Annotated in this window: 20 protein-coding genes; 16 read left to right on the top strand and 4 right to left on the bottom strand. The window is 65.6% G+C overall.

The window, feature by feature from the left end:
- Positions 1–48 precede the first annotated feature (48 nt).
- From RID42_00700 to RID42_00685, 4 genes are read left to right on the top strand one after another with little or no spacing between them, the layout of a single operon-like run.
- A complete protein-coding gene (locus tag RID42_00700) occupies positions 49–771 on the top strand; it encodes an AzlC family ABC transporter permease (GenBank protein ID MEQ8246176.1) in 723 nt (240 codons plus the stop codon).
- Positions 747–1,073, top strand: a complete 327-nt coding sequence (locus RID42_00695) for an AzlD domain-containing protein (GenBank protein ID MEQ8246175.1) — start codon at positions 747–749, stop codon at positions 1,071–1,073. Before RID42_00700 ends, RID42_00695 begins: the two co-directional genes overlap by 25 nt.
- Before the next feature lie 43 nt (positions 1,074–1,116).
- Positions 1,117–1,827, top strand: coding sequence for an AzlC family ABC transporter permease (locus tag RID42_00690; protein MEQ8246174.1), 711 nt, complete (start codon positions 1,117–1,119; stop codon positions 1,825–1,827).
- Entirely contained in the window at positions 1,815–2,144 is a 330-nt protein-coding gene (locus tag RID42_00685; GenBank protein ID MEQ8246173.1) for an AzlD domain-containing protein, read from the top strand. Before RID42_00690 ends, RID42_00685 begins: the two co-directional genes overlap by 13 nt.
- On the opposite strand, the gene RID42_00680 is transcribed toward RID42_00685, so the two are convergent.
- Together RID42_00680 and RID42_00675 are read right to left on the bottom strand one after the other, a co-directional pair.
- On the bottom strand, positions 2,141–3,433 hold the full coding sequence (locus RID42_00680) for a PAS domain-containing sensor histidine kinase (protein MEQ8246172.1): 1,293 nt from the start codon (positions 3,431–3,433) through the stop codon (positions 2,141–2,143). The two genes, RID42_00685 and RID42_00680, sit on opposite strands and share 4 nt — an antisense overlap.
- Before the next feature lie 70 nt (positions 3,434–3,503).
- The gene (locus RID42_00675; GenBank protein MEQ8246171.1) at positions 3,504–3,932 is read right to left on the bottom strand and encodes a VOC family protein; all 429 of its coding nucleotides are present in this window, start codon (positions 3,930–3,932) and stop codon (positions 3,504–3,506) included.
- A gap of 98 nt (positions 3,933–4,030) precedes the next feature.
- Here RID42_00675 and RID42_00670 point away from each other — a divergent pair, with 98 nt between their 5' ends.
- From RID42_00670 to RID42_00645, 6 genes are read left to right on the top strand one after another with little or no spacing between them, the layout of a single operon-like run.
- Complete coding sequence (locus RID42_00670; GenBank protein ID MEQ8246170.1) at positions 4,031–5,248, top strand: CaiB/BaiF CoA-transferase family protein; 1,218 nt, start codon at positions 4,031–4,033, stop codon at positions 5,246–5,248.
- A gap of 56 nt (positions 5,249–5,304) precedes the next feature.
- Entirely contained in the window at positions 5,305–6,531 is a 1,227-nt protein-coding gene (locus RID42_00665; protein MEQ8246169.1) for a multidrug effflux MFS transporter, read from the top strand.
- 59 nt (positions 6,532–6,590) lie between these two features.
- Positions 6,591–8,030 carry an NADH:flavin oxidoreductase gene (locus RID42_00660; GenBank protein ID MEQ8246168.1) on the top strand — a complete coding sequence of 480 codons (1,440 nt, stop codon included), beginning with the start codon at positions 6,591–6,593 and terminating at the stop codon, positions 8,028–8,030.
- A gap of 46 nt (positions 8,031–8,076) precedes the next feature.
- Positions 8,077–9,072 (top strand): VOC family protein, encoded by a 996-nt coding sequence (locus RID42_00655; protein ID MEQ8246167.1) that lies wholly within the window; start codon positions 8,077–8,079, stop codon positions 9,070–9,072.
- Positions 9,069–10,598, top strand: coding sequence for a hypothetical protein (locus RID42_00650; GenBank protein MEQ8246166.1), 1,530 nt, complete (start codon positions 9,069–9,071; stop codon positions 10,596–10,598). Before RID42_00655 ends, RID42_00650 begins: the two co-directional genes overlap by 4 nt.
- The gene (locus tag RID42_00645) at positions 10,599–11,402 is read left to right on the top strand and encodes an alpha/beta fold hydrolase (GenBank protein ID MEQ8246165.1); all 804 of its coding nucleotides are present in this window, start codon (positions 10,599–10,601) and stop codon (positions 11,400–11,402) included.
- A 25-nt stretch (positions 11,403–11,427) separates the two neighbouring features.
- Here RID42_00645 and RID42_00640 read toward each other — a convergent pair whose 3' ends face one another.
- Positions 11,428–12,243 (bottom strand): DUF1445 domain-containing protein, encoded by an 816-nt coding sequence (locus RID42_00640; GenBank protein MEQ8246164.1) that lies wholly within the window; start codon positions 12,241–12,243, stop codon positions 11,428–11,430.
- 154 nt (positions 12,244–12,397) lie between these two features.
- On the opposite strand from RID42_00640, the gene RID42_00635 reads away from it, so the two are divergent.
- The 3 genes from RID42_00635 to RID42_00625 all read left to right on the top strand — a co-directional run bounded on the left by RID42_00635 (position 12,398) and on the right by RID42_00625 (position 15,309).
- Positions 12,398–13,408 (top strand): TRAP transporter substrate-binding protein, encoded by a 1,011-nt coding sequence (locus RID42_00635; GenBank protein MEQ8246163.1) that lies wholly within the window; start codon positions 12,398–12,400, stop codon positions 13,406–13,408.
- A 66-nt stretch (positions 13,409–13,474) separates the two neighbouring features.
- The gene (locus RID42_00630; GenBank protein ID MEQ8246162.1) at positions 13,475–14,008 is read left to right on the top strand and encodes a TRAP transporter small permease; all 534 of its coding nucleotides are present in this window, start codon (positions 13,475–13,477) and stop codon (positions 14,006–14,008) included.
- Entirely contained in the window at positions 14,005–15,309 is a 1,305-nt protein-coding gene (locus RID42_00625) for a TRAP transporter large permease subunit (GenBank protein ID MEQ8246161.1), read from the top strand. Before RID42_00630 ends, RID42_00625 begins: the two co-directional genes overlap by 4 nt.
- A 24-nt stretch (positions 15,310–15,333) precedes the next feature.
- Here RID42_00625 and RID42_00620 read toward each other — a convergent pair whose 3' ends face one another.
- On the bottom strand, positions 15,334–16,269 hold the full coding sequence (locus RID42_00620; protein MEQ8246160.1) for a rhodanese-like domain-containing protein: 936 nt from the start codon (positions 16,267–16,269) through the stop codon (positions 15,334–15,336).
- Between the two features lie 286 nt (positions 16,270–16,555).
- On the opposite strand from RID42_00620, the gene RID42_00615 reads away from it, so the two are divergent.
- The 3 genes from RID42_00615 to RID42_00605 are packed head-to-tail and all read left to right on the top strand — an operon-like array spanning position 16,556 to position 19,492.
- The gene (locus RID42_00615; GenBank protein MEQ8246159.1) at positions 16,556–17,380 is read left to right on the top strand and encodes an amidohydrolase family protein; all 825 of its coding nucleotides are present in this window, start codon (positions 16,556–16,558) and stop codon (positions 17,378–17,380) included.
- On the top strand, positions 17,377–18,573 hold the full coding sequence (locus RID42_00610) for a CaiB/BaiF CoA-transferase family protein (GenBank protein ID MEQ8246158.1): 1,197 nt from the start codon (positions 17,377–17,379) through the stop codon (positions 18,571–18,573). Before RID42_00615 ends, RID42_00610 begins: the two co-directional genes overlap by 4 nt.
- A gap of 37 nt (positions 18,574–18,610) precedes the next feature.
- Entirely contained in the window at positions 18,611–19,492 is an 882-nt protein-coding gene (locus tag RID42_00605; GenBank protein MEQ8246157.1) for a haloalkane dehalogenase, read from the top strand.
- Positions 19,493–19,537 lie beyond the last annotated feature (45 nt).

Below are 19,537 nucleotides of genomic sequence, written 5' to 3'. Positions count from 1 at the left end.
GGGTGGGGCGCTTGCCATTGCCGGTCGGGCGGTGTTCCCTCGCCCGCGATGAACGACGCGACGATCCCCTTGCCACCGAACCTGTGGCGCGATGCTGCGCGCGGTGTGGTGCAGAGCCTGCCGGCTGTGCCGGCCTATGTCGCGGTGTCGATGGGGTTCGGCGTGCTCGCGGTGGATGGTGGGATGGCGCCGTGGCTGGCGATCGTTTTCTCCGCGGTCGTGTTCGCGGGCACCGCGCAGTTCGCGGCGTTGCCGATGATCGCTGCCGGTCTGCCGCCGGCCGCGATCGTGGCGACAGCGGCGATCGTGTGCGCGCGCTTTCTTGCCTTCGCCGCGGCGCTGGCGCCCTACCTGCGGCACTTCGCCTGGTGGGAGCGGCTCTTGTACGGCGCCCATCTCACCAGCACGACCTTTGCATTGCATGTCACGATCCTGCCGTTACGCGCGGTGTCGCGGGCCGAGTTGTTCGCGGCCAACCTGACCGGCTACACGGTGTGGGTCGGTTCGGCAGCGTTCGGTGCCGTGCTCGGCGAGCGCGCCGGCGACTTGGATCGCTTCGGTATCGACTTCGCGATGCCGGCGATGTTCCTGGCGATCACGGTCACGATGATTCGCGACCGTTGCCACGCGGTGGCCGCGGCGGCGGGCGGCGTCGCGACCGTCGTTTTGGTGGCGGCCGGTGCGTCGCACCTGGCCATTCTCATTGCGGCCTGTGCCGGGGCCGCCGTCGGATGGAGCGTGTTCGCGTGGACCCAACGACGACCCTCCTGACCGCGCTCGCGATCGGCGTCGCCGTTGTGGCGATCCGGACCGGGCCGCTGTTGTTGCTGGGCGGGCGCAAACTGCCGCGCACGATCGAGGACGGCTTGCGCTTTTTGCCCGCGGCGGCGATGTGCGCGTTGACGGTGCATATGGTAGCCGTGCGCGACGGCGCGTTGCGGTTCTCGCTCGACGACGCGACGGTGTGGGCGTTGCTGCCGACGGCGGCGGTCGCGGTGCTGACCCGCAGTACGTTCTTGACGGTGGCGGCCGGGATGGGCGCTGTCGCCGGGGTGCGGTTCATCGCCGGCTGAGACTGCTTGCCTTTGCCGAACCCAGCGTGTTCAGTCGCCGGCAATGCGTACCCAAGACCCCTCCCCATCGCGCCCGTGGTGGCGCGAAACCCTGCTCGGTATCGGTGTCATCCTGCCGATTCTGGCGGTCTACGTCGCGGTCGGCATGGCCTATGGCGTTCTGGCTGTCGAAAGTGGCATGCCGCCTTGGCTTGCCGTCCTGATGTCGGCCCTGGTCTATGCCGGGACGGCGCAACTGGCAGGGGTGCAGATGATCGCGCTGGGCTCGCCGATCCTGTCGATCGTGATTACCGCGGCAGTGATCAATGCGCGGTTCTTCGTGATGGCCTCGGCGTTGGTACCCCACTTGCGGCGGCTCAACGGCTGGCAGCGGATGCTATACGGCGTGCAAATGACCGACGCGACGTTCGCTCTGCACATCACCCGCTTGCCCAAGGTCAACGCGAGCAAGACCGAGATCTTCGCGACCAACGTGGCCGGCCACCTGGTGTGGATCGGCGCGACGACCGCCGGTGTCGTACTGGGCCGGACGGCCAACAACCTGGACGCCTTCGCAATCGATTTCGCGATGCCGGCGATGTTTATCGGGTTGCTGGTGCCGCTGATGCGGGGCCGCAGTCAAGTGCTGGTGGCGCTGGCCGCGGTCGTTGCCACGATCGGGTTTCATGCGCTCGGGTTGTCGTTTTGGGCGATTTTGTTGGCGACGCTGACGGGGCTCGCGGTCGGGTGGGGGGCGGACCGATGGGCGAAGTAGCGATCCTGGTCACGATCTTGGGGATGAGCGCGGTGACGCTGCTGATCAAGATCACCCCGCTGGTGCTGCTGGGCGGACGCAAGCTGCCGCAGGGCGTTGAAGATTTGCTAAAGCATCTGCCCGTCGCGGTGTTGTCAGCGATGGTGGTGCAACTATTGCTGGTCAAAGACGGCACGTTGGCGCTGCGGCTGGACGACGCGACGGTGTGGGCGGCGCTGCCGACGCTGGCGGCGGCGATCCTAACCCGCAACTTGTTCGCGGCAATCGGTGCGGGGATGGGCTTCGTTGCGATCTTCCGGTTGATCGCCGGGGCCTAAGCGGGCGGCGCGGCGGGAATCTCGACGAAAAAGGCTGCGCCGGGCGGTGGCGCCGGTTCCATCCCGATGGCGCCGCCCATGTCGCGCATCAACGTGCGGCAAATCGCGAGGCCGAGCCCGGAGCCGCCCTTGTTGTGGCGGCCGGACTGGTAGAAGCGCTCGAAAACGCGTTCCCGGTCCGCCTCCGGCACACCCGGTCCTTCGTCGAGCACGGTGAAGCGCAGGCCGAGACCGGCGGGGCGGACCGCGAGCGTCACGTCGGATACCGGCGGCGCGAACTTGTAGGCGTTCGACAGCAGGTTGCTCAGCACCTGGTGTAGGCGGTCCGGGTCGGCGAGCGCCCAGGCGCCCGGCGCTTCGTCGACGACCCTCAAGGCGACGGTACTTCCCGCATGGAGGAGCCGCGCTTGATCCGCGACCGCCGCCAGCAACTCGGCCACGTCGCATGGGGCGATTTGGTAGTTTGCGGTGCCGGCTTCGATCCGTTGGACATCGAGCATGTCGTCGATCATGCGCACGAGGCGGTCGGCATTGGTCTCGGCGATCTTGAGCATTCGTTGGGACTGATCGGAGGCGCAGTCGGTTTGCATCCCCTGGACGATTTTCAGCGCGGCATAGATCGCCGCCAGCGGCGTTCTGATCTCGTGGTTGACGGTGGAGATCAGCGCATCCTTGAGCGCCTCGGACTCGACGCGGCTGGTGACGTCCACGGCGGTGGCATAGATCAGTTTCCGGCGCGGATCGCTGGTCGCGTTCCATTGCAGCCAGACGTAGCCGCCGCCCTTGCGGCGCAAACGATTGACGAAGCCGACCGACCGGTGCTCGCCGGTGCCGAGCTTCTTGGCCTCGCGGATGGTTTCCGCGACGTCGTCGGGATGGACGAAGGCGATGAAGTGACCTTCGGCGAGTTCCTCGGCGGTGAAACCGATCAAGTCGTGCCACGACGGGCTGGTGCGGAACAGGCGGCCGGACCAGTCGCCGATCGCCAGGAGCGCTTCGGTGCTTTCGAAGAAGCGGGCGAGTTCGCGCTCGCTGCGCCATGCCCGTCGCATCGCCCACAGCTGGGCGAACGCCGCCGGCGGCACGATCAGGGCGGGGATGGTGAAGGCCAGGACGACGGAGATGGGAACGACCTCGCCGACGACGACGGCGATAACGGCGACCCCCGCAGTGCCGGAAAGGCCGATGGCAAGCAGCGTTAGAACCACTACGCTCAGCCATAGAGGCCAGCTGAGGAAGATGTCGATTGCCGAGCGATTGGCGGTGCGCCGGTTCGACCTACCGGTCATTGCAGCCTCCGCCACGGCGAAGAAGTCGCGCGATCGGGGGGCGATACCGTGTCGAGGCTTGCAACGGCGATCAAGGAAGCGCCTTGGCGAACAATTGCGCGGGGTCGCGGAAGGCCTTGAATTCGAGGGCGTTGCCCGACGGGTCGAGGAAGAACATCGTCGCCTGCTCGCCGACCTTACCGGCAAAGCGGATGCCAGGGGCAATCACGAAGTCGACCCCGGCGTTGCGTAGCCGCGCGGCGAGGTCGTGCCAATCGTCCCACGGCAAGACGATGCCGAAGTGGCGTACCGGGACGTCCTTACCGTCGACAAGGTTGGTCACGGTCGCGGTTTCGGCTTGGGCCAGATGGGCGACGATCTGATGGCCAAAGAAATCAAAATCGATCCACTCCGGCGACGAACGGCCCTCCGGGCAGCCCAGCAGGCCGCCGTAGAAGGCGCGGGCGGCGGCGAGGTCGGTGACCGGGAAGGCGAGGTGGAACGGGGCAAGGTCGGGCATGATGCTCTTCTATCGCACAACTTTGGCACCGGGTCAGGTGGACTCGTACACCCCATTCCATTAAGTGCGGAGCCGCATGCACCAGGAGGGGCCTGCCGATGACCGATCGGAGACAGAACGCAGGCCGCCGCCCCCTCGACGGGGTGAGGGTCCTAGAGATGGGGCAATTGATTGCCGGGCCGTTCGCGACCTCGGTCCTGGGCTATTTCGGTGCCGAGATCATCAAGATCGAGCCGCCCAAAGGGGGCGATCCGCTGCGCATTTGGCGTGCCCTGGCCGACGACGGCACGTCGTTTTGGTGGCGGGCGATGGCGCGTAATAAGAAGTCGGTGACGCTCGATTTACGCACCGACGAGGGCCGGGCCATCGCCAAACGCCTCGCATTGAAGGCCGATGTGCTGGTGGAGAACTTCCTGCCCGGACGGATGGAGGAATGGGGGCTGGGGCCGGGCGACCTGAAGGCCGATAACCCCAAACTCGTCTTTACGCGTATTTCGGGCTATGGCCAGACCGGACCGAATGCCCAAAAGCCGGGTTACGCCTCGGTGTGTGAAGGGTTCGGCGGATTTCGCTACGTCAATGGATTTCCGGACCGACCGCCGGTGCGGCCCAACCTGTCGCTGGGCGATACGCTGGCGTCGTTCCATGCGGTGATCGGGATTTTGCTGGCGCTGGTGGATCGCGGCAAAGTCGGCGGCGAGGGACAAGTGGTCGACGTGGCAATCTACGAAGCGGTATTCGCCGCGATGGAAAGCATCGTGCCGGAATACGACGGCGCCGGGATAGTACGCGAACCGTCGGGCTCGACCGTCACTGGGATCGTGCCGACCAACGTCTACCGCTGCCATGACGGCCAGCAGGTCATCATCGGCGGCAACGGCGATTCGATTTTCAAACGCCTGATGACTGCTGCCGGCCGTGCCGACATGGCGGACGACCCGCGCCTTGCGGATAACGCGGGGCGGGTCGAGCACGAGGCAGAAATCGATGCGGCGCTGGCGGCGTGGACGGCGACCCTGCCGGGTCCTGAGGTGATTCGGGTGCTCGAAGAAGTTCGGGTGCCGGTCGGGCCGATCTATAGCGTCAAGGACATCGTCGAAGATCCGCAATACGCGGCCCGAGGAATGATCGAAACTGTCGAGATCGACGGCAAGCCGCTCAAGATTCCGGCGATCGCGCCGAGATTGGGCGACACACCGGGGCGCACCGATTGGCCGGGGCCGGCGCTTGGCGCCCACAACGACGAGGTGTTGGGCGGGTTGCTGGGGATCGATGCCGAGGCCCTTACCGCCCTGCGCGCCAAGGGCGTGGTATAGCCTTCTTCTTAATGTCCTGGGCCCGCCGGTGCGCGGCCCCTACTGGGTGAACGATCATGGATATGGGGAAAGAGGCGCCGCCCGCGGCTTCGACGCGGCTGCGGCCTGAATTTATTGCCCTGATGGCGCTGATGATATCGATCGTCGCGCTCTCGACCGACGCGATGTTGCCGGCGCTCGCGGTCATCGGGCGCGATTTGGGCGTGACCGAAGCCAACAGCAATCAATTGGTGGTGACGGCGTTCTTTCTCGGTCTCGCGTTCGGCCAGCTCTTCTTCGGGCCACTGTCCGACAGCATCGGGCGTAAGCCCGCCATCAATCTGGGGTTTGCGATTTTCGCGGTCGGCTGCGTGCTGTCACTGACCGCGACCGACATGACCATGATGCTGGCCGGGCGGGTGTTGCAGGGGATCGGTGCTGCCGGGCCGCGCACCGTCGCGGTCGCCTTGATTCGCGATCAATATGCCGGGCGCGCAATGGCGCGGATCATGTCGTTCGTAATGGCGGTGTTCATCCTGGTGCCGGTGGCGGCGCCGGCGCTGGGCCAGGGCATCATGGTGTTCGCGGATTGGCACGGCATTTTTTGGTTGTTCCTTGCCCTGGCCATCGGCGCATCGATTTGGTTGACGGCGCGCCAGCCTGAAACGCTGCCGCGGGAAAAGCGTCGGGCGTTCTCGCTGGCCCGAATCGGTAAGGCGGCGTGGGAGGTGTGCCGGACACGCGCGGCGATCGGCAGCGCGGCGGCGGCGGGGCTGATTTTCTCGGCGATGATCGGGTACCTCACGTCTTCGCAACAGATATTCCAAGACACCTACGGCGTCGGCGATTTGTTTCCGCTGTATTTTGCCGGGCTGGCCATCGGGATCGGCGGCGCGTCGATCACCAACGCGCGGTTGGTTATGCGGCTTGGAATGCGGCGGCTGACGGTACGCGCGTTGGTCGCAATCATCGTGTTGGCGGCGGTGTTTTTTGCGGTCGCGGCGTCGATGGCCGGCGTGCCGCCGCTGTGGGCGTTCATGGTCTACGGCATCCCGACATTCTTTTGCATGGGGATTCTGTTCGGCAACCTCAATGCAATGGCGATGGAACCCTTGGGGCATATCGCGGGCGTCGGCTCGGCGGTGGTCGCATCGTTGACTGGGTTCATCTCGCTCGCCTTGGGTTCGCTGATCGGTCAAAGCTACGACGGGACCGTGTTGCCGCTGGTCGCCGGCTACGGGGTGCTTGGCGTGCTGGCATTGCTGCTGGTGCGCTGGGTCGGCAAGGGGCGCGAGGACGCCTAAGCGCGACCGGGCGACATCCCGGCCATGCGGACCGGCGGCGAAGATGGCACACTGGCCCCATGTGGCGGCCGCAACAGCGCATCAAATGGCACCCCGATCCGGGTCGTTGGCCAACGGCCGACGAAGCGGCGGCGGCGCGGCTGTTTTCGGCGGTCGAGTTGGGGCCGGTGGCGGCACGGCACCGCACCTGGGTGCCGGCGATGGTGCCATGGCGAGCGACGGAGGACGGATTCGTCACGCCCGAAGTGCTCGACTGGTACGCACGTTTCGCCCGCGGCAAGCCCGGCGTCTTGGTGGTCGAGGCGACGGGGGTACGCGACGTGGCCTCAGGCCCGCTGTTGCGGATCAACGACGACCGCTTCGTGCCGGGCCTGCGCGATCTCGTCGCGGCGGTGCGCGAGGCCAGCGGCGGCGAGACCAAGCTCTTTATTCAGATCATCGATTTTCTCGGCATACGGCGGCGGCCCGACCGCACCAAGTATTTCGAACGGTTCCTGAAGATCACCGCGCGGCACCGCGACGCGCTGGACCTGCGCGATGCACCCGACGCGGCGGTGCGCGCCGGTCTGGCGGCGCTCAACGACGCGGACCTGGACGCGGCGCTCGATGCCCGCGAGGTGGAGGCGCTGCGCTATGGCACCCGCGAACGGGTGACCGACACCCACCTGCCGCAGATCGCGGACTTGCCGCATATGCTGCCGGGCGCGTTCGCGGATGCGGCACGGCGCGCGCGCGCGGCCGGGTTCGACGGCGTCGAACTGCACTATGCCCACGCCTATACGATGGCGTCGTTCCTATCGGCGACGAATACGCGCACCGATGGCTATGGCGGGACGCGGGAGAACCGGGTGCGTTTGCCGCTCGACGTTTACGCTGCGGCGCGGGCTGCGGTGGGGACCGACTTTGCGTTGGGGGCGCGCTTCCTCGCCGACGAATGTATCGCGGGCGGCAGCGGGGTGGACGACGCGGCGTGGTTCGCGACGGTGTTCGCGCGCGCGGGCATGGACTTTCTATCGCTGTCGCGCGGCGGCAAGTTCGACGATGCGCTGCAGCCGTCGGTGGGTTGGTCGGCCTATCCCTATACCGGGCCGTCGGGCTACGAGTGCATGCCGCAATATCTGTCGGACGAGCGCGGACCCTTCGGGCGCAATGTCGATGCGGCGCTGGCGGTGCGCGCAGCGGTGCGCGCCGCCGGGTTCGACACCCCGGTGGTGGTGTCGGGGGGAATGCACGGCTTTGATCAGGCGGAGGACGTTTTGGCGTCAGGCGCTGCGGACATCGTGGCGTTTGCCCGCCAGTCGCTCGCCGATCCCGATTGGTTCATGAAGGTGCTATCGGGGCGCGGTACGGATGTCCGCGTGTGTGAATACACCAATTACTGCGAAGCGCTGGATCAAAAGCATAAGCAGGTGACGTGCAAACTGTGGGACCGGCTGGATCTGGACGCGCCGGGTATCTTGAAGAGCGCGGACGGCAAACGGCGGTTGAGCGCGCCGTAGGATCGCGTTTAGGGCGCTGTATGATGGCGCTAGGGGAGGACCGACTATGACCACGGATATCGTTGCGCCCGACGGATCGGCGATGAGCGTTGCCACGATTGGGGTGGCCGACATGGCGCGCTCGTTGCACTTCTACCGCGACCTCACCGGGATGACGGCGAGTGCGGCGGTGACCTGGGCAGGCAAGGACTTTGAGACGTTTTGGCATTTGCCCAAGGGGTCGCGGGCGCAGGCGGTGTTCCTGCATGCCGGCCCCGATCCGGTGGGGCGTGTGCTGTTGGTCCAGTTCGAGGCCGAAGGCCGCAAGGTGGTGCGGGCGGCCAAGCCCGCGCGAGCCTATGGCTTGATCAACCTTAACTTCTATACCGCCGATATTTTCGGCGAGACCGAGAAGTTCCGCAAATTGGGCTACGCGTTTTGGTCCGATCCGGTGGCGCACGATTTCACCGCCGATGTCGGGACACCGATCGAGGTGGTGTTCGAAGGGCCCGACGGGGTGTTGATCAACTGGGTCGAGCTTGCGACCAAGGACCCGGCGACGCGGATCGGCAAGATGCGCGCTTATGTCGAATCGTTTGGACGAACGTCGACCGGTTTCACCCCGGTGGTGACGACCGCGTCGTGCATGCGCGATATCGAGAAGTCCAAAGAGTTCTATGTGCGGGTACTCAAGATGGGGGTGCACATCAATCAAGTTCTGGACAGCGACAACTATCGCAAGTTCCAAAAGGTGCCCGACGGCGGCCGCACCCAGGTGACGTTCATGCAGGGCAATCACATGTTCGGCAAAATCGCGACGTCGCAACCGCTGAACTACCCGGTGCCCGATTTGGTGCCCGATTCGGTGGCGCCCAACATCGGCTATTTGATGCAAAGCTTCCTGGTGCCCGACTTGAGTGTGGCGCTGGCCGAGTGCGCGGCGCTGGGCGTCGAGACCTATACGCCGCGGATGACGCTGGAGGTGCCGGGGCTGGGCGCGGTCGACACGGCCATCGTGCGCAATCCGGGATCGGGCGCGTTGCAGCAGTTGGTCCAGGCGTGAGGGGCGTTGCCGCCGCGTTCGCCGCTGCTGCGGCGGTTATGGCGTGGGGATCGGCGCTGGGGGCGGAGGTGCGCCTTGAGGGGACTGCCGACGCCGACGCCCGGACCATTGCCCGCGGGGTCGAAGGCTACCTGAACGCCCTTGAGGCGCTCGATTTGCCGATTGCTATCACCGGTCCTGCCCTGGTGCGGCGGGGCGCGGACGGGGCCTATGAACTCGTTCTGCCGCCCATCACGGTCGACACGCCGGAGGGGCTCAGGCTCGACTTTGCGGTCAGCCAAGTCGACGTCACCCCGCGCGGCCCGCACCTTTACGACTTCGACGTCAAACGACTGTCGCCGATCGACGTCTGGTTCGACGGCAAGCTTGCCGCGACGATCGTCGTTGGCGCGCAGACCTACCGCGGGATCTGGGATACCCGCGTGAGCGCGCCGACCGAAGCGACGGCGATGTTCGGTGATATCCGACTGGAAGGGCAGAACGGCCACCGGTTTTCAGCGCGAATCGCCGACGTCGATGCCCGCGAGACAACAGCGTTGTCCGCCGACGGGACATCGATCGACCGCACGGCGCGGATCGACTGGCGGGGGTTGGCCTTCGACGACGGCGAGGGCGCGACGGCAACGGCGGAAGGGGGCGCGATCGATAGCGAGGTCGAAGGTCTGCCATTGCCAAGCGTGGCGGGCCATCCGATCGTCGGGCTGGAAGGCGTTCTCTCCGGTTCGACCGAGAACCGAGGGGCGCGGTTTCTCGCCGGGCTCCAGGCGGACGGACCGCGGGAGCGGTTCAGCGTCGATGTCAGGCGCATCGACATTCGGACGGGCGCAGGCGTCATGCGGGTCGGTCGCATGGCCAGCGTCCAGGCGCTTGACGGCGGCCTCACCTATAGATTCGAGATGGACGATCTCGCGATGACCGATGGCTCCGGGACTCCTTTTATCTCGCTGGGCAGGTTTGAAACGCGCGCTACCGCATCGTCGAAACGGGACATGGCGGTCGACACCGACCAACGGATTTCAATCGGCGATTTCGTGCTGTCCGGCCCCTTCGTCGGCCTCGTTCCCGGCACCGCGAACATTGATGTCAGTGCCCGCAACATTCCGCTGGCAGCGTTGATCGACGAGGTTGCCCGGCTTTCGCCGGCGGCGGGCGACACCGCGGCGACTGCGATGACGGCGTTCCTCGGAGTGCTGGCGCAATCGGGCACGACCATTTCCCTCGACCGGTTGGACCTGCGCGACGGCGGCATCACCGCCCGGCTCGAGTCGCCGGTGGGCTACGACATTGCGTCGTTGCGCTTCACGACGGAGGAAAACCGGATCGCGGTGCGCGGGCTCGGGGCGGCGGTGGCGGCGCTATCGGCCAACGCCGGGGAAAACGCGCAACTCATCGCAATGCTGTCCTTTGCCATGGCGATGGCGCGGCCCGAGGTGCGGGACGACGAAACCGTGCATGTCTATGAATTCGGCAACGGGCCGAACGGGGGCTTCTTGCTCAACGGGCGGCCGCTTGGCGGGGTGCAATAAATGGTGGCGGTGCGGCGGCGCTACGTCGCGGGCCCCTACGGCCAGGTGCATCTTTACGAAATCGGCGAGAAGGGCGCGGGCGCGCGGCCCTTGGTGTGCTTTCACCAAAGCCCGCTGTCGGGGCGGACGTTCGATGCCTTGATGCGCGGGTTCGCGGGCGATCGCTACATGGTGGCGCCCGATACGCCGGGCTACGGCCATTCGGACGCGCCGCCCGAGGCGTTGTCGATCGACGGCTATGCCAGGGCGCATGGGGCAGTGATCGATGCGATGGACCTGGGCGAGATCGACGTGATGGGGGTCCATACCGGAGCGCGGATCGCGGTCGAGTTCACCCGCCAGCACCGCGATCGGGTGAAGCATGTCGTGCTGGTCGGCGCAGCGGTCTACACCGAAGAGGAGCGCGCCAAGCAGCGCGCCTGGACGGGCGCGGCATTGCAGCCGACCGAGAACAGCGACGGGACGCACCTCGTCGGGCTGTGGAACAACTGGGCGCAATTTCGCGGGCCGGGGGTCACCGACGCGATGATCGAACGCTATATTTCCGACAGCCTGCGCAACCGCGGCAATGCGGCCTACGCGATGAAGGCGGTGTTTTCCCACAACATGCGCGCGGCGCTGGGCGACCTCGCCCAACCCATTTTGGTGTTCAACGTGCGCGACGATATCTATGCCGCGACGGCGCGTGCAGCCGAGGTCATGCAAAACGGTCGTGTCGTCGACCTGTCGCCGACGGGGCTATGGCCGCTGGAGACCCGCACCGACGAGATTGTCGCACTGGTGCGGGCGCACTGCGCGGCGTGAGGCCGCGAGGCGCCTAGGCCGACCGCTAGAGATCGGGCGGCGTGTCGGCGGGGAGGTCGGTGATCAGCATCGACCCCGGCGCGTGGGTGATGGCCAGCGGCAGGCCCGCGTTGACGAGGGCCAGGTGCGAGGTGACGCCGCAGGCCCAGAACATTGCTATTTCTTCAGGTAGCAACTGCGGCGGCTCGCCCCAGTCGGGTCGTTCGACATCGGCGATGCCAAGGGTGCCGGGCTCGCCGACATGCACCGGTGCGCCGTGGGCATGGGGAAAGCGCGCGGTGATGGCGGCGGCGCGGTCGGCATCGGCGGCGGCCACCGCGCGCATCGAAACGACGAGCGGTCCGGCGAAGGGGCCTGCGGGGGTGGTCGGCGTCGCGGTGCGAAAAGCGGCAATGTCGCCGCCGCGCTCGAGGTGTCGCAGGCGAATCCCGGCCGCGACCAAGGCCGCCTCGAACGACAGCGAGCAGCCCAGCACCAGGGCGACCGACTCCGCGCGCCACTGGTCGCGGATATCGGGCACGACCTCGGGCGCCTGACCGGGCCGATGGAGGTGGTAGGCCGGCAGGTCGGTGCGGATGTCGATGTCGGCACCCAGCGGGTCCAACATCGGATTGCCCGGCGCGCCGGTGTAGAGCAAGGGGCAGGGCGCCGGGTTGGCCGCGCAATAGGCGGCAAAGGCTTGGGCGTCCCGGTGGGGCAGGATCACGAGGTTGCACTGAAGGTAGCCCGGTGCCCGCCCGGTGGTGGGGCCGCGATCGCCGTCCGCCCGAAATCGCCGCCGAAGCGCCGCTGGATCAAGGTCCAAAGCGTGGCCGTTGGAGGCGGTGGGGCGAGCGGTCATGGCGGCGATGATAGGGCGGACGCGGGATCGGAGGCGATGGGGTGACGTCGTAAAAATGTGGTAATATTTCCTACTCCGAGGGCGGTTCGCCCTTGGACCGGGCCGCCGCAGGCGCGTACTGTGCGGTCCAGATAATAACAGGGAGGATATTTCGATGCTGAGACGGACATTTTTGAAGACTGCCGCCGCTGTGACCGGTGCTGCGGCGCTTGGTGCGCTGGCGGCGTCGCCTGCGCTGGCGCAAACCAAATGGGATGTCTCGATCCCTTGGGGACCGACCGAGTTCCACACGGTGAACGCCCAAAAATTCGCCGAAGAAGTCAAGAAGGCGACCAACGGCGCGGTCGAGATGATTACCCATCCCGGTGCCGCGCTTGGCATCAAGGGGCCCGAGTCGCTCCGTTCGGTGGGCGACGGGATCGTCCCCATGGGCGAGATGGCGGGCTTCCAGCAGGTCGGCGACGAGCCGATGCTCGGGTTCGAGGCGCTGCCCTTCTTGATCAACGACTATGACGAGTTGGCCACGTTCTGGAACACAATCCGCCCGCTCTACGTCAAGGCGTTCGAGAAGCACAATCAGAAGCTGCTCTACTCGGTGCCATGGCCGAGCCAGAACATCTTTACCAAGACGGTCGTCAACTCGCTGGGGGACCTCGAGGGAAAGAAGATTCGCGTCTATGACAAGAATTCGACCGACCTGATGCGGGCGTTGAAGATGTCGCCGCTCTTGGTCAACAATGCCGATATCGTCCCCTCGCTGGCCGCCGGTGGTTTGGATGCGGTGATGACTTCAGGCACCACGGCGGTTGCACAGAAGTACTGGGAGTTCCTCAAGTTCACCTATCGTACCAATCACCTGTGGGCGTTGAACCACATGACGGTGAACCTAGATGCGTGGAACAAGCTCTCGCCCGAGAACCAGCAAAAGATCGAAGCGCTGGCGAAGGATCTCGAGCCGAAGTTCTGGGACGTCAGCAGAGCCGAAGATTCGGTCAAGCTGAAGGCGCTTTCCGACAACGGCATGACGGTTGCGCCGATGACGAAGGAGGTCATCGATGCGATGCGCGCGAACGGTCGTCCGATGTGGAAGGACTTCACCGGCAAGGTTGAGGGCACCGGCCCGATCCTTGAGAACTTCCTGAAAGAAGCGGGCAAGTCGTCCTAGGCGACGCCCACCGGCATTGACCGGCGTCCGGCGCTCAGCGCCGGACGCCGGTCACGCAGGGCCCCAATGATTCAAATATTTCTGAAGGCAGTCGACGGGCTGACGCGTCTATCCGCGTGGATTGCGGCGGCACTGCTCGCCATTCTGGCGCTCCTGGGCATGGCCGAGATCCTTTCGCGCGCGCTGTTCAACTATTCAATTCCGATTGCGTTCGAGTATTCCAGCTACATGTTGGCCTACATCATGTTCGGCGGCAGCGCTTGGGCGCTGCGCGAAGGCGGGCACATCCGGGTGAGCCTGATCTTGGCGCCGTTGGGAGAGGGCGCGCGGCGCGCCGTCGATATACTAGCGACGTGTATCGCGCTCGCCGTCTCGGTCTACCTGACGGTTTCGGTCGTTGACTTCACCGCCCGCACCTTTGCGTTGGGGTCGAATTCCTTTTTTCCCAGCGAAACGCCCCTTGGCATTCCGCAAAGCGGCCTTGCGATCAGCGTGGCGCTGCTGTCGCTGGCGTTGCTGGCGCGACTCGTCAGACTGTTCCTGCGTGAAGCGCCGGAGCGCGGCAAAGTACAAGAGACCCTTGAGGAGAATGTCCTGTGACCGCACCGGCTTTGACGGTCGTCGTCCTCTTGATCGCCATGCTCGGTGCCGCGGTGTGGGTCGGCTTTGCCTTGATGTCAGTCGGCATCGTCGGGCTCGAATTGTTCCGGCCCAACATGCCGGTGGCCAAGTTCCTAGCGCAGGACGTCTGGGGCAGCATGACCAGCCCCGAGCTCATCGCGCTGCCGCTATTCATCTTGATGGGCGAGCTCTTGTTCCATACCCGCCTTTCGGAACTGCTGTTCCGCGGCTTGTCGCCGTGGACAACGCGTTTGCCGGGCCGCCTGATGCACGTCAATGTCTTGGGCTGCACGTTGTTCGCCGCGGCCTCGGGGTCGTCGGCGGCGACGGCGGCGACGGTTGGGCGGATCACCCTGACCGAACTGTTCAAGCGCGGTTACAACCGCGAACTTGCGCTGGGTTCGCTGGCGGGTGCCGGGACGCTCGGTCTGCTGATTCCGCCGTCGATCATTTTGATTATCTACGGCGTTCTAACCAAGGCGTCGATCCTGCAACTGTTTATCGCCGGGATCGTGCCGGGGCTGATCCTCGCGCTGTCGTACATGACCTATATCGGGGTGCGGGCGGCGATGAACCCGGCGCTGACGCCAGCGACCGAAGAGGCATTTACATGGGCCGATCGGTGGCGGGGCGTCCTCGACCTGATTCCCGTGGTCTTCTTGATAGGGCTCGTCCTGGGGTCGATGTATTCCGGAATTGCCGGGCCGTCGGAAGCGGCCACCGTCGGGGTCTTCGGCGCGTTGGTGGTCGCGGCGCTCCAGCGCTCGCTGAACTGGCGCACGCTCCAGCTTTCGCTGATGGGTACGATCAAGACCACGAGTATGATCGCGCTGATCTTGGCGGGTGCGCTGTTTTTGTCCAAGGGCATGGCGTTCCTTGGCGTGCCGCGCCAGGTCGCCGACATTATTTCGGCGATGGAACTCGGCCCCTTCGGTCTGATCGCTGTGCTGCTGGTGTTCTACGGCATCCTGGGCATGGTGCTGGACGGCTTGTCGGCGATCGTGATGACCCTGCCGATCACCTTTCCGCTGGTCGTGGCGGCAGGTTTCGATCCGATCTGGTTCGGCATCTTCCTGGTCGTGGTGGTGGAGATGTCGCAGATTACCCCGCCGGTCGGGTTCAACCTGTTCGTCGTCCAGGGGTTGACCGGTGATTCGATCGGTAAGATCACCCGGGCGTCGATCCCGTTCTTTTTGATCATGGCGGCTTTCGTCGTGCTGATCGCGATCTTCCCCGAAATTGTCACCTTCCTGCCCGGTACCGCCGGCAATTTGGATTAGCGAACAACCCTGCGTTTTGCCGTGTTAGTTGGCCGGCGCCGGGGCACTGATGTCGACGCGGCGGACGAGGGGGTTGTCACCGCGCCGGGTCCATTGGGCCATGCCGCCGGCGTAAAGTTTCGCTAGGCGGTTGCCGAGAATTTCGGACATCACGAACCAGCCAAGCGAGCCCTCGAGCGAGGAATCGCCGATGGCGATGACGGCGCCCGTGATCGGGACATCGGCATGAGTGAAGAGACGGATCAGTTCGTCTCTACTGCGAAACTGGCCACCGCCATCCTTCATTAACCAGTCGATCGGCAAATGTTTGGTGCCGGGGATGGCGCCATAGCGTGCCGCGAGGTCGGTCTTGTTGATCCCGAGGAAGTTTGCGTAGGGCCGGTTATCGACCAGCGTGCTGACCCCGAGCGCACCGAAGACGTCGTCGTAGTCGGCCAGAATCCGGCTACGCTGGCGCGGCGTATATTCGGTGGCTGGGCGCTTTGTGCCGGCTCCGTTCGCAACCTTGCCGCGGGCGCTGCGGTAGCTGCGCATGCCGCCGTCCAGCACCGAGACTTCGGCGTGCCCGAAGTAGCGGAAGGTCCAGTAGACATCGGTCGCGATCGACATGTCGCGTTCGGTGCCGCCGGTAGCGACGACGACAACGTGATTGCTGTTGGCGATCCCGAGGCCGCCGGCGAGCCGAGCGAATTCGGTTTGCGAGGGAACGGCGATGCCTAATTGGGTGCTGAAGAAGCGCCAGCCGTCGTCGGGGTATTCGGTGTGAATCGATCCGGGGATCTGGCGGCGCTGGTAGTTGCGCGCGGATTGGACGTCGAGGAACACGACGTTGGGGGCGTTGAGGTTTTGGACGGCCCAGGCGCCATCGACCAAAGGGTCTGCGGCGCGCGCCGTCACCGACCAGGTGAATGCCGCGAGTGTGAATGCAGATAGAAAAAGTACGAGATACCGCAATGCCATCGTCCGACTGTCCTCCCCAAAACTGACCGTTCGTCCAGATTTGGTACGAATCGGTGCCTCTGGCCCCAAGAGTTGTCCCAGTTTCGCCCAGACTGTCGTCCGGGAACCCGTCTTTTCGCGGGTGTCGGTTCCTTGGCCGCAAGGTCCATGCCAGCGGCATCTTTGAAGGTAGGAAGGGGCCGCCGGCCGTACAACGCCAATCGGTTTCGCGTGTGGTCGCCGTCACTCCGCTGCGCGATTGCCGGGTTGTCTTGACAGCGGGCGTTCGAATAGGGCGAATGCGCCCATGGATGCACCACACCTGCGCGTCGCCGACGTCTGGGCGAATTACTGGGATGCCGCGTATTTCGCCGCCTATCCGCCCATGCAAGCGTTGTACGACCGGCTCGGGATGCCGGGCCGCGCTGACGTGACGCCCGAAGGGCTACTGCGCGAGGCCGACGCGGGTGGGGTGGCGAAGATCGTTGTGTCGGCGACCGACTTTCCGGGCTCGCCCAGCGACAATCGGAAGATCGCGGAAGTCGTTTCGGGTGCGCCCGATCGCCTTGTCGGCTGCGCCAGCGTCGATCCCCGGCGCGGTATGGAGGGCGTGGCCGAACTGCGCCGCGCGGTCACCGAGGACGGTTTGCGCGGCTACAAGGTGCTGCCGTTTCTCTATGGGGTGCCGCCCAACGACGCGATCTACTACCCGTTCTATGCGGCCTGCGTCGATCTTGGCATCCCGGCCCTGATTCTGACCGGCCATACCGCGGTGATGGAGCGTTCGGACGTGGGGCGGCCGCTCTATATCGACGATGTCGCGCTTTACTTCCGCGACCTGACGATCGTCGCCGGCCATGCCGGGTTTCCCTGGACCGACGAATTGATCGGTCTGGCGTGGAAGCATGAACGTGTCTTTATCGATACCTCGGGGCACCGGCCCAAATATTTGCCGCCCGCGTTGAAGCATTTCCTGAATTCCTATGGACGCGACAAGGTTCTCTTCGGGACGGGCTATCCGTTCATGGATTACGCCAAACCCGTCGCCGACGTGGTGGAGATGGACCTGCGGCCCGAGTCGCGCGCGGCGTTTCTGTGGGATAACGCGGCGCGCATTTGGGGCTGGTCGTGACCCAAGCGGGCGTCCTGAACGGGGTGACGATCCTCGATCTGTCGATGTTTATCGCCGGCCCCTTCGGGACGATGCTGCTGGCCGACCTCGGCGCCGATGTCATTAAGATCGAGCCGCCCGGCGGCGATCCAGTGCGCAGCAACAAGATCGGCGCCCAGGTGCGCGGCGAGAACGCGCAGTTCCACAGCTACAACCGCAACAAGCGCAGCCTGGTGCTGGACCTCAAGCACGACGATGGGCTCGCGGTGTTCGACGATTTGGTGCGCGGTGCCGATGTCGTCTTCGACAACTTTCGGCCCGGCGTGCTCGCCCGCCTCAAGGTCGATCACGACCGTCTGGTGCAGATCAATCCGGCCATCGTGTCGTGTTCGGTCAGCGCTTTCGGCCAGGACGGCCCGTGGGCGAAGCGAGCGGGTTACGATTTGACGGTCCAGGCGCTCGGTGGCGGGATGAGCCTCACGGGACACGCTTCGAGCGGACCGGCCCACATACCGTTTCATTTGGGCGATACCGCGGGCGGGTTGTTCGGCGCGCTGGGTCTCTTGGCCGCGCTGGTCGAGAGCCGTGCCACGGGTAAGGGGCGGCGGGTCGACATCGCGATGTTTGATGCGCAGATCGCGTTGCTCGGTGACGAGATCACCAACTATTTTACGAGCGGGGTGGCGTCGCCGCCGCACGGCGCCGGTCATCCGAACTTTTTTCCATATCAAGCCTTTGCGACGGCCGACGAACCCATCGTGGTCGCTGCCGTCGGGGTCGAGAAGTATTGGGTCGCGTTTTGCGCCGCGATCGGCCGGGCCGATCTCGCCGCCGATCCGCGCTTTTCCAGCAATGCCGCGCGGGTGGCCCACCGCGACGACCTCGAACCCGCGATTGCCGCGGTTCTGCGCACCAAGGGCCAGGCCGACTGGCTTGAGATATTGACCGCCGCCGATGTGCCCGCGGCACCGATCCAGAGCGTCGCCGAGGCCGCCGCTTCCCCGCAAACCGCGGCGCGCGCGATGGTGCCCCGGGTCGAGCTCGACGGCACGCAAATCGCGCTGGCGGGCAATCCGGTGAAGGTCGCGGGCGATACGACGCGCTACGCGCCGGCACCGGTTCTGGGGGCCGACGGCCCGGCCATCCTGCGCGCACGTCTGGGGTATGACGATGCCCGTATCGCTGCGTTGCAAGCATCGGGCGCGGTCGGGTGACGCACCGCCAATATTCCAGCCACGACCCTGCGCGCCGATGAGCGCGATTGCCGCGCACGATCCGTTTGCGCGGCGGCGGGTGCCGACGCGCGGCTCGCACATCGCTTTCGTCGACGAGGGCTCGGGGCCGGTGCTCGTGTTCCTGCACGGCAATCCGACATCGTCCTATTTATGGCGCAACGTGATCGCGCCGTTGCGCGGATCCTATCGGTGTCTCGCGCCGGACCTGATCGGGATGGGCGCGTCGGGCCGGCCGGCGGGGTGCGCCTACCGGGTCGCTGACCATGTCGCCTATCTCGATGCGTGGTTCGACCGGCTCGATCTTGGACCCCACGTCCTGGTCGGGCACGGTTGGGGGGCGGCGCTGGCGTTTCACCGCGTGCGGCGCCACGGTGAGACGGTTCGCGGCGTCGCCTATTGCGAGCCGGTCGTGGGCGAGCGCACGTGGTCGGATTTTCCCGAGAGCCGCCGACCGTTCTTCCAGAGCTTGCGCGAGGTAGAAGGCGAACGCTTGGTGTTCGAGGACAATGTCTTTGTCGAGGCAATCCCGCGCAGCGTCCAGCGCACCCTGTTGGACGCCGAAATGGCAAACTACCGCGCGCCGTTCGCGACGCCGGGAACCGGACGGTTGCCGACACTGATGTTCCCGCGCGAACTGCCGATCGACGGAGCGCCCGCCGATGTGGTGGCGATGACGGCAGCCGACGCGGCCTTCATGGCGGCCTCGCCCCTTCCCAAGTTGTTGCTGCTGGTGAGCGGCGCGACCGGACTGACGGCGCGCCAGCGCGCCCAGTGCGAAGGCTGGCCGAACCAACAAACGATGACGCTCTCGGGATATCATTTCGTGCCAGAGGACAGCCCGGCGGAGATGGCCACCGCGATCGATGCCTTCGCCGCCGGCCTAATGCGCCCGGCCTGACCGCCAGACGAACCGCTCTGGGGGGCGGCGTTTAGTTTGCCGTGT

It is taken from the genome of Alphaproteobacteria bacterium (genome assembly GCA_040216735.1).
Classification (GTDB): domain Bacteria; phylum Pseudomonadota; class Alphaproteobacteria; order SHVP01; family SHVP01; genus CALJDF01.
Note: the sequence above shows the minus strand (reverse complement) of the source record. Positions and strands in the feature narration are given on the sequence as shown.

What these genes read in the sequence shown, in the direction of transcription:
- RID42_00700 (MEQ8246176.1), top strand. Translation starts at nt 49, where the DNA reads ATGAACGACGCGACGATCCCCTTGCCACCGAACCTGTGGCGCGATGCT.
- RID42_00690 (MEQ8246174.1), top strand. Translation starts at nt 1,117, where the DNA reads ATGCGTACCCAAGACCCCTCCCCATCGCGCCCGTGGTGGCGCGAAACC.
- RID42_00685 (MEQ8246173.1), top strand. Translation starts at nt 1,815, where the DNA reads ATGGGCGAAGTAGCGATCCTGGTCACGATCTTGGGGATGAGCGCGGTG.
- RID42_00680 (MEQ8246172.1), bottom strand. Translation starts at nt 3,433, where the DNA reads ATGACCGGTAGGTCGAACCGGCGCACCGCCAATCGCTCGGCAATCGAC.
- RID42_00675 (MEQ8246171.1), bottom strand. Translation starts at nt 3,932, where the DNA reads ATGCCCGACCTTGCCCCGTTCCACCTCGCCTTCCCGGTCACCGACCTC.
- RID42_00670 (MEQ8246170.1), top strand. Translation starts at nt 4,031, where the DNA reads ATGACCGATCGGAGACAGAACGCAGGCCGCCGCCCCCTCGACGGGGTG.
- RID42_00665 (MEQ8246169.1), top strand. Translation starts at nt 5,305, where the DNA reads ATGGATATGGGGAAAGAGGCGCCGCCCGCGGCTTCGACGCGGCTGCGG.
- RID42_00660 (MEQ8246168.1), top strand. Translation starts at nt 6,591, where the DNA reads ATGTGGCGGCCGCAACAGCGCATCAAATGGCACCCCGATCCGGGTCGT.
- RID42_00655 (MEQ8246167.1), top strand. Translation starts at nt 8,077, where the DNA reads ATGACCACGGATATCGTTGCGCCCGACGGATCGGCGATGAGCGTTGCC.
- RID42_00645 (MEQ8246165.1), top strand. Translation starts at nt 10,599, where the DNA reads ATGGTGGCGGTGCGGCGGCGCTACGTCGCGGGCCCCTACGGCCAGGTG.
- RID42_00640 (MEQ8246164.1), bottom strand. Translation starts at nt 12,243, where the DNA reads ATGACCGCTCGCCCCACCGCCTCCAACGGCCACGCTTTGGACCTTGAT.
- RID42_00635 (MEQ8246163.1), top strand. Translation starts at nt 12,398, where the DNA reads ATGCTGAGACGGACATTTTTGAAGACTGCCGCCGCTGTGACCGGTGCT.
- RID42_00630 (MEQ8246162.1), top strand. Translation starts at nt 13,475, where the DNA reads ATGATTCAAATATTTCTGAAGGCAGTCGACGGGCTGACGCGTCTATCC.
- RID42_00620 (MEQ8246160.1), bottom strand. Translation starts at nt 16,269, where the DNA reads ATGGCATTGCGGTATCTCGTACTTTTTCTATCTGCATTCACACTCGCG.
- RID42_00615 (MEQ8246159.1), top strand. Translation starts at nt 16,556, where the DNA reads ATGGATGCACCACACCTGCGCGTCGCCGACGTCTGGGCGAATTACTGG.
- RID42_00605 (MEQ8246157.1), top strand. Translation starts at nt 18,611, where the DNA reads ATGAGCGCGATTGCCGCGCACGATCCGTTTGCGCGGCGGCGGGTGCCG.